We start from the raw sequence: 14,334 nt of genomic DNA, 5'->3' as shown, positions 1-14,334 counted from the left end.
GCGCGGCCCATGAGCCAGAGGCATTTCCGATGATCGAGCCGCAGATCCCGCTCACCCGCGACATCGTGCTCGTGGGCGGCGGCCACACCCATGCCCTCGTGCTGCGCCGCTGGGGGATGCGGCCGCTGCCCGGTGCGCGTCTCACCCTAGTCAATCCCGGCCCCACGGCGCCCTATTCCGGCATGTTGCCCGGCCATGTCGCGGGACACTACGACCGCGCGGCGCTCGACATCGACCTCGTGCGCCTTGCCCGGTTCGCCGGCGCGCGGCTGGTGCTCGGCCGCGCCACGGCGCTCGACCCCGACGCACGGGTGATCGAGGTGGGCGCGCGGCGCATCGCCTACGACATCGCCTCGCTCGACATCGGCGTGACGGCGGAAATGCCGGGCCTTCCGGGCTTTGCCGAGCACGCGGTGCCCGCCAAGCCGCTCGACACCTATGCCACCCGCTGGCGCGCCTTCCTCGCCGAGGTGGCGGCGGGCCGCGCCGCGCCCCGCGTCGCCGTCATCGGCGGGGGCGTGGCAGGCGCGGAGCTTGCCATGGCCATGGCCCATGCGCTGCGCGCGGCGGGCCCGGCGCCCGAGGTCACGGTGCTGGAGGCGGGCGAAAACCTCACCGGCCTCGGCCCGCGCGGCGGCGCGGCGCTGCGCGCGGCGCTTTCCGACAACGGCGTGACCGTGCGGCTGGGCGCGCCCGCGGCCTCGGTCGGCCCGGAGGGCGTGACGCTGGAAAGCGGCGAGACGGTGCCCGCCGCCTTCGTGACCGGCGCGGCCGGCGCGCGCGCGCAGGACTGGCTTGCCGGGACCGGCCTGCCGCTCGAGAATGGCTTCGTCCGGGTGCGCCCGGACCTGCGGGTCGAGGGGCGGGACGACCTCTTCGCGGTGGGCGACTGCGCGCACCTGTCGCACGCGCCGCGCGCCAAGGCCGGCGTCTACGCCGTGCGCGCCGCGCCGGTTCTGCACGACAACCTGCGCGCGCTGGCGCGCGGCCAGTCGCTCCGCCCGTTCCATCCGCAGCGCGACTACCTGAAGCTGATCTCGCTCGGCGGGCAGCGCGCCCTGGCCGAGAGGGCGGGCATTGCGCTTGCCGGCGGCTGGCTCTGGCGGTGGAAGAACCGAATCGACCAGGGCTTCATGGAGAAATTCCGCGACCTGCCGAAGATGCGGGTCGAGGCTCCGCGCGAGGTCGCGGCGGGGGCGCGCGAGACGACGCCGCTTTGCGCCGGCTGCGGCTCCAAGCTCGCCCCGGGCGCGCTGTCGGGCGCGCTCGCCCGGCTGCCCGCGCGCGCCCGCGAGGACATCCTATCCGCGCCGGGGGACGACGCGGCGGTGCTGGAGGTGGGCGGCACGCGGCAGGTTCTCACCACCGATCACCTGCGCGCCTTCACCGAGGATCCGTGGATGCTGGCGCGCATCGCGGCGGTGCACGCGATGGGCGACATCTGGGCGATGGGCGCGCGCCCGCAGGCCGCGCTCGCCACGGTAATCCTGCCGCGCATGAGCGAGGCGCTCCAGTCCCGCACGCTGGCCGAGGTGCTGGAGGCGGCGTCGGCCGCCTTCGCGGAGGCCGGCGCGGAGATCGCCGGCGGGCATTCGACCATGGGCGCGGAGGCGACGATCGGTTTCACGGTCACCGGGATCCTGAATGGCCCGCCCGTCACGCTGGCGGGCGCCCGGCCGGGCGATGCGCTGATCCTGACGAAGCCCATCGGCTCGGGCACGATCCTCGCCGCCGAGATGGCCGGGGCGGCCGAGGGCGCCGAGGTCGCCGCGCTGCTCGACGCAATGATCCGGCCGCAGGGGGCCGCCGCGGAGCGCCTTTCCCGCGCGCACGCCATGACCGACGTGACGGGCTTCGGGCTCGCCGGGCACCTGATGGCGATCTGCCGCGCCTCGGGCGTCGCCGCGGAGATCGACCCGGAGGCGGTGCCGCTTTACGGCGGCGCCGAACGGCTGGCGGCGGCGGGCTATCGGTCCACCCTCCACGAGGCCAACGCCGCCGCCGCGCCGGTCGCCGGGGCGCAAGGGCCGCGCGGCGCTCTCCTCCACGACCCGCAGACGGCGGGCGGGCTGCTTGCAGCCCTCGCGCCGGAGGAGGCGGGCGCGCTGCTGGATCACCTTGCGACAGAGGGCATCCCCGCGGTGCGGATCGGGCGGATCGTGGACGGCGCGCCCGCGGTTTCCTGCGTGGCGGGGGCGGCCGGCTAGCCCCGCGCCGCCGCGCCGCGCCTCAGGCGATCGCGGCGAGGATCCGCCGCGCCCCCTCGGCGAGGCGCGCCTCGTCGAGCCGCTCCATCGGGATGACCGCCCGCGGCGCGCCCCGATGCGCGGCCGATTTCGCGTAGCGCGGATCGTAGTGCCGGGTGACGAGCTCGGCGGCGAGGTCCCGGAAGGCGCCCGCGCGGGCCATCTCCTGCCAGCGCGCGCAGGTCTCGCGCCCGTGATAGGGCACGAGCTTTCCGATCACCTCCTCGAGCGCCTCGGCGTCCTCCAGCAGATCGGCATAGGCCGTTGTCAGGTAATCCGACCGCGCCGCGAGCGGGGCTTCCAGGCGGACATGGGGCGCGGCTTTCATCGCCGCCCAGAGGGCGGGCGGCACGATGCGTTCGCCCACCTTGGCGCTTTCGGCCTCGACGAAAACCGGCCGCGCGGGGTCGAGCGCCGCGACCTCTGCGGCCAGGCGCGATTCGAACATCTTCTGGGAGGGCTGACCGCCGGGCCGCGCGCCGAAGACGGAGCCGCGATGCTTGGCCAGCCCCTCGAGGTCGATCACCTGCGCGCCCGCCTTGGCGAGATGGGCGAGCATCCAGGTCTTGGCGGTGCCGGTCATCCCGTCCACCAGCACCACCGGGGCGGGGAAGGGGGCGTCGTAGAGCGCCCGCACCACCAGCCGGCGATAGCTTCGGTAGCCGCCCTTCAGAAGCGACACCCGCCAGCCCACCTGCTCGAGGATCGAGGCGAAGCTTCCCGAACGCTGCCCGCCCCGCCAGCAATAGACGAGCGGCCGCCAGCCGCCATCCTTGCCGGCGAGCGGGCCCTCGAGATGATGCGCGGCGTTCCGCGCGACCAGTGCCGCGCCGACCTTGCGGGCGAGAAAGCGGTCCTGCTGCACGTAGATGGTGCCGACGCGCGCGCGCTCCTCGTCCGACAGCACCGGCAGGTTGACCGCGCCCGGCAGGTGATCCTCGGCGTATTCCGAGGGCGAGCGGACGTCGATGATCTCGTCCACGTCGAGGGCCGCCAGCGCGGCAAGGGATGTCAGCTCCAGCGCCACGCTCAGTAGGGCATCGGGTGGTCGCGGTGCGCCTCGTCGATCGCCTCCAGCAGCGCGTCGGACAGCGTCACCTCCGCCGCGCCGAGCGCGTGCTCGAGCTGGGCGAGCGTCGTCGCGCCGAAGATCGCCGAGGCCACGAAGGGCCGCCTGGCTGCCCAGGCGAGCGCCATCTGCACCGGGTCGAGCCCGAAGCGGCTGGCGATCTCGAGATAGGCGGCGACCGCCTCGAAGACGCGCGGGCTCTTCCGCCCGCCCATCCCGGCGTTGAGCGACATGCGCGATCCCTCGGGCACCGCGCCGCCCTGGTACTTGCCGGTGAGGAACCCGGCACCCAGCGGCGAGAAGGGCAGGAGATGCACGTCCTCGTTGGCGGAGAGCTCCGCGAGGTCGGTGTCGTAAAGCCGGCAGAGCAGCGAATACTCGTTCTGGATGGTCTGCACCCGGGGCCGCCCGCGCTCTTCGGCGAGGCGGAGCCACTGGCAGGTGCCCCAGGCACTTTCGTTCGAGAGGCCGAAGAAGCGGATGTTGCCCTTCTCCACCTGCCGCTCCAGCGCCTCGAGCGCGTCCTCCATGTGGGCGATCGTCTCGGCGCGGTCCTGGTCCGAGGGGTCGTAGCGCCAGTTCTGGCGGAACATGTAGGAGCCGCGGTTGGGCCAGTGGAACTGGTAGAGGTCGATCACGTCGGTGCGCAGCCGCCGCAGCGAGCCCTCCACCGTCTCCGGGATGGTCTTCGAGGAAATCGGCGCGCCGTCGCGCACGGCCTTCAGCCCCTCGCCGGAATGCTTGGTGGCCAGGACCCACTCGTCGCGCCGGCCGGTCTTCGCGAACCAGTTTCCGATGATCTCCTCGCTCCGGCCCACGGTCTCGGCGCGGACCGGGTTCACCGGGTACATCTCGGCGGTGTCGAGGAAGTTGACGCCGGCCTCGCGGGCGCGCTCCATCTGGGCGTGGGCGTCCTCGGGCGGGGTCTGCGTGCCGAAGGTCATGGTGCCGAGGCACAGCTCGCTCACCTCGAGGCCGGTGCGGCCGAGCGGTCTCATCCTCATGGGGCGGTCTCCTTGTCAGGCTGGCGCGCACCCTAGCGGCGGGGCGCGCGGGCGCAAGGGCGCCGGCCGCGACAGGCTCAGGACAGCCCGAGGAGGCGCGCGGCGTTCCCCTTGAGGATGTCGGGCCGGATCTCGTCCTTGATGGCGATCTTCTCGAAATCGGCGAGCCAGCGCTCGGGCGTGATCATCGGCCAGTCCGACCCGAAGAGCACCTTCTTCTTCAGGATCGAGTTGCAGTAGCGCACGAGGATGTCCGGGAAATACCTCGGCGACCAACCGGAAAGGTCGATGTAGACGTTGGGCTTGTGCTGCGCCACGGCGAGCGCCTCCTCCTGCCAGGGGAAGGAGGGATGCGCGGCGATGATCGTCATCTCGGGGAAATCCACCGCCACGTCGTCGAGATGCATCGGGTTCGAATACTTGAGCCGCATCCCGTTGCCCCCGCGCATGCCGGAGCCCACGCCCGTCTGGCCGGTGTGGAAGAGCGCGATGGCCCCCGCCTCGGCGATCGCCTCGTAGAGCGGAAAGGCCATGCGGTCGTTGGGGTAGAAGCCCTGCATCGTGGGATGGAACTTGAAGCCCCGGATGCCGAAGTTCTCGATCAGCCGCCGCGCCTCGCGCAGCCCGGCCTTGCCCTTCCAGGGGTCGATCGAGGCGAAGGGGATCAGGACATCGTCGTACTCCGCTGCGATCTCGGCCACTTCCTCGTTCGCGTAGCGGCGGTAGCCGGTCTCCCGCTCGGCATCCACGGGGAAGATCACGGCGGCGATTCCCTGCGCGCGGTAGTGCTCGGCGGTCTCGGGCACGGTGGGCGGATGGGACCAGGGCGCGCGGAAATACTGCGCCATGGTCGCCTGCAGCGCGTCGTAGCCGTCGTCAGGATGGCTCCCGCAGGGCTCCTCGGCGTGGGTATGGATGTCGATGGCGCGGATCTTGTCGAGGTCGATCACGGCATGTCCCTTCCGATCAGGATGCAGGCCGGGTCGGCGTCGTCGTAAAGCCGGTCGAGCATCTCCGCCCGCACGGCCTGCACGGCGCGGGTGTTCAGGTTGCCCTTGGCGGTGATCTCGCCCGCGCCCATGTCGGGCGGGGCGGAAAGAACGACGGCACGCGCGATCCGGTTGGCCGAGCCGGTGGCGGACAGGGCGGCGAGGCGCGTGGCCACGGCCTGCGAGAGCGCGGGCGCGACGAGGGCGCCGCCGGTCTCCTCGGCGTCGAGCCCCGCGCGCGCGAGCGCGCCCCGGTCGGGGAAGATCATCAGCCCCAGCTCGTGGCGGCCCTCGCCGCAGAGCACCACGTCCGCGGCCAGCGGCGCGAGCGCGCCGAGCGCGGCGAGGCGGAGCTCGGCGCTGCGCACCCATGTCCCGGTGTCGAGCTTGAACTCCTCGGACATCCGCCCGTCGAAGGCGAGGCCCACGGAGGGGGCTTCCTCCTCCGCGAAGCGCACCGCGTCTCCGGTGCGGAAGAAGCCCTCCGTGTCGAAGGCATCCGCCGTCTTGTCGGGGTCGTCGAGATACCCCGCGAAGACGTTCGGCCCGCGCACGCGGATCTCGTGGCGTCCGTTCCCGGCCGGCACGAGCTTCGCCTCGAGCCCCGGCACGGGCACGCCGACGACCCCCGGCTGCCCGGGCGGCTCGTGGCGGATGAGTGCCGCGGGGGCCGTCTCTGTCAGTCCCCAGCTCGTCGTGATGAGCGGCGCCGCGCGCTCGGCGGCCGCCATCTCCTCCAGCGCGCGCCAGACCTCGGGCGGCAGGGCTGCGCCCGCGTAGAAAATCATGTCGAGCCCGTCGAAGAAGCGCCGCCGCAGCCCGGCGTCCGCCCGCAGCGCCTCGGCCAGCATCGCGTAGCCCACGGGCACGTTGAAGGCCATCGTGCCGGTCACCAGCGCCATGTTCTCGAGCGTGCGGGGGAAGTGCCCCGGAAGCGGCTTGCCGTCGTCGATGTAGAGGCTGCCGCCGTTGGCGAGCATCATGTTGAAGTTGTGCGAGCCGCCGAAGACGTGGTTCCAGGGCAGCCAGTCCAGGATCACCGGCGGGCGCGCCGCGAGGAAGGGCAGGACGGCGGCGATCTGCGCCTGGTTCACGCACATCATCCGCTGGGTGGTGGGCACGCCCTTGGGCGCGGAAGAGGAGCCCGAGGTCATCAGGATCTTCGCCACCGTCTCCGGCCCCACCCTGGCCAGCGCCGCCTCGGCATCCGCGCCGGCGTCGCCCGAGAGCAGCGCGTCGAAGGGCGTGGCGCCAGTGTCGCCGGGACGCGACGCCACGATCTCGAGGCCCGCGAAGGCGTCGAGCGCCAGCGCCTCGGCCACCGCGTCGGCGTCCTCCGTGAAGGCGAGGGCGGGCCGCGTGAGCTCGACGACGTGGCGGAGGCGGCGGTGCGCGCCCGGGATCAGGGCGTATTGCTCGGCCACCGGAACCGTGGGGATGCCCGCGTATTGCGCGCCAAGCGTCAGAAGCGCGTGGTCCACCCCGTTGCCCGACAGAATGAGGATCGGCGTCTCGGTCGATAGCCCCCGCCCGATGAGCGCCGCGGCGATGGCGCGCGCCTTCTCGAGCGCGGCGGCGTAGCGTTCCGCGCGCCACCCCGCGCCCGAGCGTTCGGCCACGAAAACGCGGCCCGGCGCCTCGGCGGCCCAGTGCATCAGCCAGTCCGGACTGCGACGCGCCACCAGGCCGAGCGGCACCTGCGAGCGCAGGATCACGCCGTCGTCGGACCGCGCCTCCCGCGCGATGGCGTGTGGGCGGTAGCGGTCAGCCGCGTCCATCGGAGTTTTCCACCCTGTTCAGAAACCCGATCAGCCGCGTGCGGGTGGTCTCGTCGAGGCCCGCGCTCATTCGCGCGTCGTGCTGGGCGACGGCCGCGCGCGCCCGGGCGCAAAGCGCGGCGCCGCGCGCCGTGGCGCTCAGGGCGTGGGCGCGGCGGTCGCCCGCGACCGGCTGACGGACCACGAGCCCCTCGCGCGCCAGCCCGTCGATCAGCGAGACGAGGTTGGACCGCTCGATGGCGAGCGCCTCGGCGATCTGGGAGGGCCGGAGACCGGGGTTGTCCACGATCAGGACGAGCACCGAGAACGGGATCATCCGCAGCCCGAAGGGCGCCAGCGTGTCGGCAAGGTCGGCCTGGAGCGCGGCCATGGCCCGGCGCATGTGATAGCCGATGAAGACGCGCAGGCCCGCATCCGAGACCCGTGTCTCGGCGGGGGGCGGGATCGTGTCGGCGCGGCGCGGCATCGGGGCGGGCCTCAGCGGAAGCGCGGGGCGCGCTTATCGAGGAAGGCGGCGAGGCCCTCCCGCGCGTCGGGGCTGGTCTGGGCGATCGCGGTGGCGAGGCTTTCCGTGAACAGCCCGTCGCCCCGCGACATGTCGCCGATGCGCGCGAGCGCCTGGATCACGATGTAGTTCGAGAGTTGCGCGTTCCCGGCGATCCGGTGCGCGAGCTCCTGCGCGTGGGCGAGCGCCGCGCCCTCCTCCACGACATAGTGCGCCAGCCCGAGGGAGAGCCCCTCTTCGGCGCCGTAGCTCCGCCCGGTCAGCATCATCTCGGTCATGCGGTCGGGGCCGAGGATCCGGCCCACCCTTACGCTCGCGCCGCCGCCCACGAAGATGCCGCGCCGCCCTTCGGGCAGCTGGAACCGCGCCGTGGCGTCGGCAACCCGCACATGGGTTGCCGTGGCGAGTTCCAGCCCGCCGCCGATCACCGCGCCGGCCATGGCCGAGACCACGGGCAGCCCGCCGAACTGAACGCGGTCGAGAGCCGCGTGCCATCCGCGCGAGTGCAGGAGCGTCGCCTCGGCGTCACGCTCTGCGTGCTCGGATAGATCGAGGCCCGCGCAGTAATGCCCGCCGCGCCCGGACAGCACCGCGACCCGCACGCCCGGCGGCGGGGCCGAGAAGAAGGCGTCGAGCGCGTCGAGCAGCGCGTCGTTCATCGCATTGCGCTTTTCGGGCCGGTTCATGGTGAGGGTGGCGACGGGGCCGTCGGTCTCGACTGTGAGGATCGGCTCGGACATGGGCGGTTCGGCTCCCGTGTTTTGTGACTGTTATGACCGATAACTACCTTGGCGCAAAGAGGCGCAGCCCGGGTAGGGCCACGCGGGTGGCCCCGTCAGGCGGGGATGAGGAAGAGCGTGATCGCCGGGAACGCCACGAGGATCGCCACCCGCACCACGTCGGACGCGATGAAGTAGAGAACGCTGCGGTAGGTCGCTGCCATCGGAGTCTCGCGGTCCATGTTGTTGATGATGAAAAGGTTCATGCCTACGGGTGGCGTGATCAGCCCGACCTCGACCACGATCAGCACGAGGATGCCGAACCAGATCGCCACCTGCTCGGGGGTGAGCCCGAAATCGAGCGCGGTGATGACGGGGAAGAAGATCGGCACGGTCAGCAGGATCATCGACAGCGAGTCCATCACGCAGCCGAACAGCAGATAGAAGAACAGGATCACGATGAGCACCGTCAGCGGCGCGAAGCCCTGTTCGAGCACCATCGCGGACAGCTCCTGCGGCACCTGCGTGAGCGCCAGGAACGAGTTGTAGAACCCGGCGCCGAGCACGATGAAGAAGATCATCGCGGTGGAGGTCGCGGTGGCGATGATGCTCTCGCGGAAGAGCGCCCAGCTCATGTTGCCCGACAGCAGCGCGATGACCCCGGTTCCGGCGGCGCCCACCGCGGCGCCCTCGGTGGGGGTGAACCAGCCAAGGTAGATGCCGCCCACCACCAGCAGGAAGACGATCAGCACCGGCCAGACATCGACCAGCGCGCGCATCCGCTCGTCCCACGGCACGGGTTCGCGCGCGCCGACCGAATCGGGATGGAGCCGGGCGTAGATCGAGATGGCGATCATGTAGCCTGCGGCAGCGAGGACGCCCGGGATGAAGGCGGCGAGGAAAAGCTTGGCGATGTTCTGCTCGGTCAGGATCGCGTAGATCACGAGGATGACCGAGGGCGGGATCAGGATGCCGAGCGTGCCGCCGGCCGCGAGCGTGGCGGTGGAGAAGCCGCCCGAGTAGCCGTAGCGCTTGAGTTCGGGCAGGGCGACGCGGCTCATGGTGGCCGCGGTGGCGAGCGAGGAGCCGCAGATCGCGCCGAAGCCCGCGCAGGCGCCCACCGCGGCCATCGCGACGCCGCCCTTCCTGTGGCCGAGGAACGCCTCGGCCGCCTTGAAAAGCGCCTTCGACATCCCCGAAACGGTGGCGAACTGCCCCATCAGCAGGAACATCGGGATGATCGTGAGCGAGTAGTTCGAGAAGGTGCTGTAGGTCTCGCTCTTCAGTTTCGACAGGAACATGTTCGGCGCGCCGAGCGCGAGCCAGAGCCCCCCGATGCCGCAGAGCAGCATGGCGAGCCCGATCGGCGCCCGCAGGAAGATCATCAGAAGCAGGATCGGGAAGGACAGGAAGCCCAGTTCGAGCATGCTCATTCGACCGTCCCTCCGGCCGGCAGGATGCGGCGCCCGGTCAGGCTTTCGCCCACCCGCGCCGCGGCGCAATAGAGGCCGACCGCGGCAGCCACCGCCGAGGCGATCCAGCTTGCGAGGTAGGACCACCACATCGGGAACTGGAGCAGCCAGGAGGTCTGGCCGTTCTCGTACCGGTCGAGGAACCCCTCGAAGAGGCGCCAGCTGATGAGAATGATGGCCCCGGTCAGCACCAACTCCCAGAAGGCGGCGATGATGCGGTTCGCCCGATCCGACAGGAACGACGTGAAGACGTCCACGGTCGCATGCGCCCCGTAAAGCTGGCAGATCGGCAGGAACGAGAAGATCGCGAAGGCGACGCCCGCCTCGAGGATCTCGAAATCGCCGTTCACGGGCCCCACGCCCGCGTCGATGAGCCAGCGCGCCGCGCCGCCCGCGACGGCCTCCACCCAGTCGGCGTGCAGCACGCCGTTCGTCACGCGCCCCGCGATCGACACGCAGGTCATGATCACGAGCGCCATCAGCATCACGCCGCCTGTCAGCGCCATGATGCGCGCAAGCCTGTTCACCATACCGTACATGGTGGTCTCGTCTCGCTTTTCCGGGGTTCCGAGGGCGAAGGGCGGCGCCCGCGCGGGGCGCCGCCGGGGACGTCAGCCGGTCAGTTCGTCCCGGTTTCGTAGAGGGGCGTGTACTCCTCGATCTTGGAGCGTGCCTCGTCGAGCAGTGCCTGGCCGTCGATGCCCTTGCTCTCCATGTCGGCGACCCAGGCCTCGTAGATCGGGTCCGCGAGGGCCCGCCACTCCTCGGTCCCCTCTTCGGACACGGTGATAATGGTGTTGCCGCGATCGACGGCGACCTGGCGGGCCGGCCCGTCGGCATCGGCCTGCGTGCCACCGGCGAAGATCGAGAACTCGAGCCCCGAATTCTCGTCGATCACCTGCTTGAGGTCGTCGGGCAGGCCTTCGTAGCGGTCCTTGTTCATCGCCAGTACGAAGGTGAGCGTGTAAAGCGCATTGCCCTCGAACTCGGTGTGATACTCCACGAGTTCCGGCACCTTGAGCGCGGTGGTCACCTCCCACGGGATGGTCGTGCCGTCGATCACGCCCTTGGAGAGGCCCTCGGGGATCGCGGGCACGGGCATGCCGATCGGGGTCGCGCCCATCCGCTCCAGCAGGTCGTTGACCGTGCGCGACCCGCCACGGATCTTCAGGCCCTGCATGTCCTCGGGCGTGCGCACCTCCTTGTTGACGTGCAGCATGCCGGGGCCGTGCACCCAGGTGCCGAGGATGTGGACGTTCCGGAACTCGGTGTCCTTCATGTGCTCCTCGAACATCTCCCAGTAGGCGCGGCTGGCCGCGCGGGCGTTCGTCATCATGAAGGGCAGTTCGAACACCTCGGTGCGCGGGAAGCGGCCGGGCGTGTAGCCCACCACCGTCCAGACCACGTCGGCGACGCCGTCGATGGCCTGGTCGATCAGCTCCGGCGGGCTGCCGCCAAGCTGCATGGACGGGTAGCGCTCCACCTTGATGCGGCCGTCGGAGTCTTCCTCGACGCTGTCGGCCCAGACATCGAGCACGAGCTTGGGCACGTTGGCCTGTGGCGGCAGGAACTGGTGCAGGCGCAGCGTTACCTCCTGCGCGGCGGCCGCGCCGGCCACCCCGAGCGCAAGCGCCGCGGCCCCGGCGGCGCCGAACAGGGTTCTGCGTGTCATGGTCATGTGTGGTCTCCTCCCCATCATGCGTGACCTCGGCGGATTTCTAGCAGGTCGCTCCGGTCTTGCACCCCCTTTTCTGGCACCGCGCTCGAAAAAGTTATGCGGGATAACCGTTGCCGCCCGAGACGGTGGTGCACGCAAGGCTTGGTGCGCGGGGCATGTGCTGCAACCAACGCGTGCAGAAACCTGTGAGTGGTGTGAGGATTTCACATCAAGCGGCGGAATTCGCGTGGTTTTCGCGCCGGCGGCTTTCTCGCGGCCGGGTCTCCTGCTAGTTTCCGCGTAAAGGCAAAACGGGCAGGGCAGGCAGACAGGCATGAGGTCCGATCTTCACGGAACCTTCTTGATTTCCTGGGCGCAGACGGAGGTCGACGGGCTCGACGCCGCGCCGGTCGCGGCGCTCGAGGTGGGCGCGGTCTGGAGATGGCACGGCGATCCCGTCTGCGTGGAAAGCCCCGATGGGCTTCTGCCGCCGGGCGGCGACGGGTGTCCCGAGGCGGCGCGCCGCCGGGCCGCGCGCCTGGTCCGCGGGCTCGTCGCCGCGGCGATCGACGGCGCGCCCGCGGGCGCGGCACGATCCGGCAGCCTTCCCGACCAGAGCTTTCTTCCCGACCAGAGCTTCGTCGTGACCGACGGCGCGCGGCGCTTCACCGTCACGCTGATCGAACCGGGCGAGGGCGCGCGACCGCTTCTGATGTTCGCGGGCGCGACACCGCCCCGGGGGACCGACCTCTGGGTCGTGGACCATTGCCTCGCCCGGCCGGCCATGCCCGAGGGGCTGATGGCGGGAACGAACGTCATCTGCTTCACTCCGGGCACCGTCATCGCCACGCCCGACGGCCCGCGCCGGGTCGAGACGTTGCATCCCGGCGACCGGGTCCAGACCAAGGACGACGGCGGGCAGGAGGTGCTGTGGGTGGGCAGCCGCCGGATGAGCGGCGCGCGTCTCTTCGCCATGCCGGATCTTCGTCCCGTCCGGATCGGGCCGGGCGCGCTGGGCGAGGATCGTCCGGACGGCGCGCTGCTGGTCTCGCCGGGGCATCGCGTGGTTCTGCGCGGGCCGGTGGCACGGGCGCTCTACGACGAGCCGGAGGTCCTGGTCGCGGCGCGCGACCTCGTCGGCGGGCGCGGCGTGCGCGTGGATCTGGACGTGCCGGAGGTGACCTACATCCACCTGCTTCTGCCGCGCCACGAAGTGCTCTGGGCCAACGGCGTCGAGACCGAGAGCTTCCATCCCGCCGGCGCGTCGCTCGAAACGCTCGACGCCGGGGACCGGGCGCGGCTTCTGGCGGCGATGCCCGAGATCGCGGAGGATCCGGCGCTGTACGGCCCGCATGCGCGGCGCGCGCTCTCTGGGCCGGAGGCGCGGATCATGCTGCGCGAGGCGGCCTAGCCGTCCTCCCGGCGTTCGTCGGGCGCGGGCGCGAGGCCGTAGCGCGCGGCAAGCCGCCAGACATGGCCGGGGACCATGTTCTTCACCTTCGCGGGATGGGCGCGGCGCAGGTGCAGCACCGTCTCGATGGCCTTCATCTCGATGCGTGCGCGCGCGAACTCCAGCCCGCGTGGGCCGATGCGCGGCTGGAGCCACGCCACGATGGGCCGCACCCAGTTCGGCATCCGGCGCAGCGGCAGCCCGCCCGCCGCGCGCTCCGTGTTGGCCAGGAAACCCTTCACCGCCGCCTCGCGCTTGCCCTTGTCGGTCAGCGGGCGCGTGGCGAGACGCCCGCCCAGGGCGGCCAGCATCTCCTCGCCGCGCGCGTTCCGGGCGATCACCCACTGGTCGCCGTCGCCGCCCATGTAGCCTACCGTCACGTCGGCCAGCCGGTTGGTGTAGTCGACGCAGGTCTTGCAGGTCATCGGGAAGAAATCCGCCGGCAGGTCCGAGAGCGGCAGTTTCAGGAACGGGATGAAGCGCGGCTTCCGCCCGTCGTCGAAGCGCAGCTCCACCCGGTAATCCGCGCGGAATTCCAGGTAGCTGATTGTCTCGGGCCGGTCGTCGAGGCGCGCCAGGAAGCCGTGGAAATTCTCGGTCGTCGTGTTGTCGGAGCAGGGCGTGCCGATGACGTAAAGCCGCTCGAGCCCGAGTTCGACCTCGAGCGCGCGAAGCGCGTAAACCTGGCACGGGATCCCGATCATCGCGATGCGCCGGTGCCCCGCGGCGCGCGCGGGCTCCAGCAGGGCCAGCGTGGGCGCGTAGCCCATGCGCATGCCGCGGCAGTTCGCGAGGGCCTCGGGCTCGGTCACGATCACCGGCAGCGGCGTCCAGCGGTCGTCCGGATGCGGCGCCACGGTCAGCACCGCGTCCACGGCGCCCGCGCGCAGCAGCTCCGCGGCGATCGCGGTGGTCAGCCCCGTCCATTGCGCGCCATCCGCGGGCGGGTCGAGGCGCGCGCGCAGCATGCGCCGGGAGACGCCGAAGAAGGCTTCCTCGCCCCGGTCGGGATCCGCGGCGCGGCCGTGTGCCGCGCGTTCGAGGGAGGGGTAGTCCGGGCGGATGAACTGGCATGCCCGGCCGCAGGCCCGCCCGTCGCCCATGCGCGAGACGCCGCAGTCGGTGCAGAGGCCGGGCCGGGGCGCGCCGCCGATCTCTGGCGCGTCCAGCCCCTTTGCTGGGGCGACATCGGGAGAGTGAAGGGTCATGCGCGGCTCCGGCTGTCCCGGGCAGGGTCGCCGCTGACGCCCGATGTGTCAAGTTCATGTGACACATCGGCGCCGCGCGGTTTTCCGCATTGCGCCGACCCGGGACGGCTTCGGGATATCCGGCCGCCTCCAGCGGCCGCGCGCCGCTTGGCCGCGCCGGCGTTGCCGCGGCGCGGCAACGCCATGGCATGCCGGGATATTCCGGATTTCATTGACCTTGATCAAGGCGGCGCGCGC

General features: G+C 71.5%; 12 protein-coding genes. 2 read left to right on the top strand and 10 right to left on the bottom strand.

Translation table 11 applies throughout. The features are described 5' to 3' along the window. Positions 1-29: 29 nt before the first annotated feature. Positions 30-2,207, top strand: a complete 2,178-nt coding sequence (gene selD / locus AB6A66_RS05140; RefSeq protein WP_371055038.1) for a selenide, water dikinase SelD — start codon at positions 30-32, stop codon at positions 2,205-2,207. 22 nt (positions 2,208-2,229) lie between these two features. Here the strand turns inward: selD and mnmH are convergent, their stop codons facing one another. The 9 genes from mnmH to AB6A66_RS05095 form a co-directional block, all read right to left on the bottom strand. Then, the gene (mnmH, locus tag AB6A66_RS05135) at positions 2,230-3,273 is read right to left on the bottom strand and encodes a tRNA 2-selenouridine(34) synthase MnmH (protein ID WP_371055037.1); all 1,044 of its coding nucleotides are present in this window, start codon (positions 3,271-3,273) and stop codon (positions 2,230-2,232) included. A 2-nt stretch (positions 3,274-3,275) separates the two neighbouring features. Continuing rightward, on the bottom strand, positions 3,276-4,319 hold the full coding sequence (locus tag AB6A66_RS05130) for an aldo/keto reductase (RefSeq protein ID WP_371055036.1): 1,044 nt from the start codon (positions 4,317-4,319) through the stop codon (positions 3,276-3,278). A gap of 77 nt (positions 4,320-4,396) precedes the next feature. Then, the gene (locus AB6A66_RS05125) at positions 4,397-5,269 is read right to left on the bottom strand and encodes an amidohydrolase family protein (protein WP_371055035.1); all 873 of its coding nucleotides are present in this window, start codon (positions 5,267-5,269) and stop codon (positions 4,397-4,399) included. Next, positions 5,266-7,086 (bottom strand): AMP-binding protein, encoded by a 1,821-nt coding sequence (locus AB6A66_RS05120; protein WP_371055034.1) that lies wholly within the window; start codon positions 7,084-7,086, stop codon positions 5,266-5,268. Before AB6A66_RS05120 ends, AB6A66_RS05125 begins: the two co-directional genes overlap by 4 nt. Continuing rightward, positions 7,073-7,552, bottom strand: coding sequence for a MarR family winged helix-turn-helix transcriptional regulator (locus AB6A66_RS05115; RefSeq protein WP_371037421.1), 480 nt, complete (start codon positions 7,550-7,552; stop codon positions 7,073-7,075). The genes AB6A66_RS05120 and AB6A66_RS05115 overlap by 14 nt, the downstream gene beginning before the upstream one ends. An 11-nt stretch (positions 7,553-7,563) precedes the next feature. Then, complete coding sequence (locus AB6A66_RS05110; RefSeq protein WP_371055033.1) at positions 7,564-8,331, bottom strand: crotonase/enoyl-CoA hydratase family protein; 768 nt, start codon at positions 8,329-8,331, stop codon at positions 7,564-7,566. Positions 8,332-8,426: 95 nt separating this feature from the next. After that, on the bottom strand, positions 8,427-9,743 hold the full coding sequence (locus AB6A66_RS05105) for a TRAP transporter large permease (protein ID WP_371055032.1): 1,317 nt from the start codon (positions 9,741-9,743) through the stop codon (positions 8,427-8,429). Next, positions 9,740-10,321, bottom strand: coding sequence for a TRAP transporter small permease (locus AB6A66_RS05100; protein WP_371055031.1), 582 nt, complete (start codon positions 10,319-10,321; stop codon positions 9,740-9,742). The genes AB6A66_RS05105 and AB6A66_RS05100 overlap by 4 nt, the downstream gene beginning before the upstream one ends. Positions 10,322-10,401: 80 nt before the next feature. Beyond that, positions 10,402-11,454: a TRAP transporter substrate-binding protein gene (locus tag AB6A66_RS05095; protein ID WP_371037417.1), complete on the bottom strand. Its 1,053-nt coding sequence runs from the start codon at positions 11,452-11,454 to the stop codon at positions 10,402-10,404. Between the two features lie 319 nt (positions 11,455-11,773). Between AB6A66_RS05095 and AB6A66_RS05090 the strand changes: the two genes are divergently transcribed. After that, positions 11,774-12,850 carry a Hint domain-containing protein gene (locus AB6A66_RS05090; RefSeq protein ID WP_371055030.1) on the top strand — a complete coding sequence of 359 codons (1,077 nt, stop codon included), beginning with the start codon at positions 11,774-11,776 and terminating at the stop codon, positions 12,848-12,850. Here AB6A66_RS05090 and AB6A66_RS05085 read toward each other — a convergent pair. Further along, entirely contained in the window at positions 12,847-14,097 is a 1,251-nt protein-coding gene (locus AB6A66_RS05085; RefSeq protein WP_371055029.1) for a Coenzyme F420 hydrogenase/dehydrogenase, beta subunit C-terminal domain, read from the bottom strand. The two genes, AB6A66_RS05090 and AB6A66_RS05085, sit on opposite strands and share 4 nt — an antisense overlap. Positions 14,098-14,334: the final 237 nt, after the last annotated feature.

Origin of the sequence: Rhodosalinus sp. K401 (assembly GCF_041365735.1) — a bacterium.
Lineage (GTDB): Bacteria > Pseudomonadota > Alphaproteobacteria > Rhodobacterales > Rhodobacteraceae > Rhodosalinus.
Note: the sequence above shows the minus strand (reverse complement) of the source record. Positions and strands in the feature narration are given on the sequence as shown.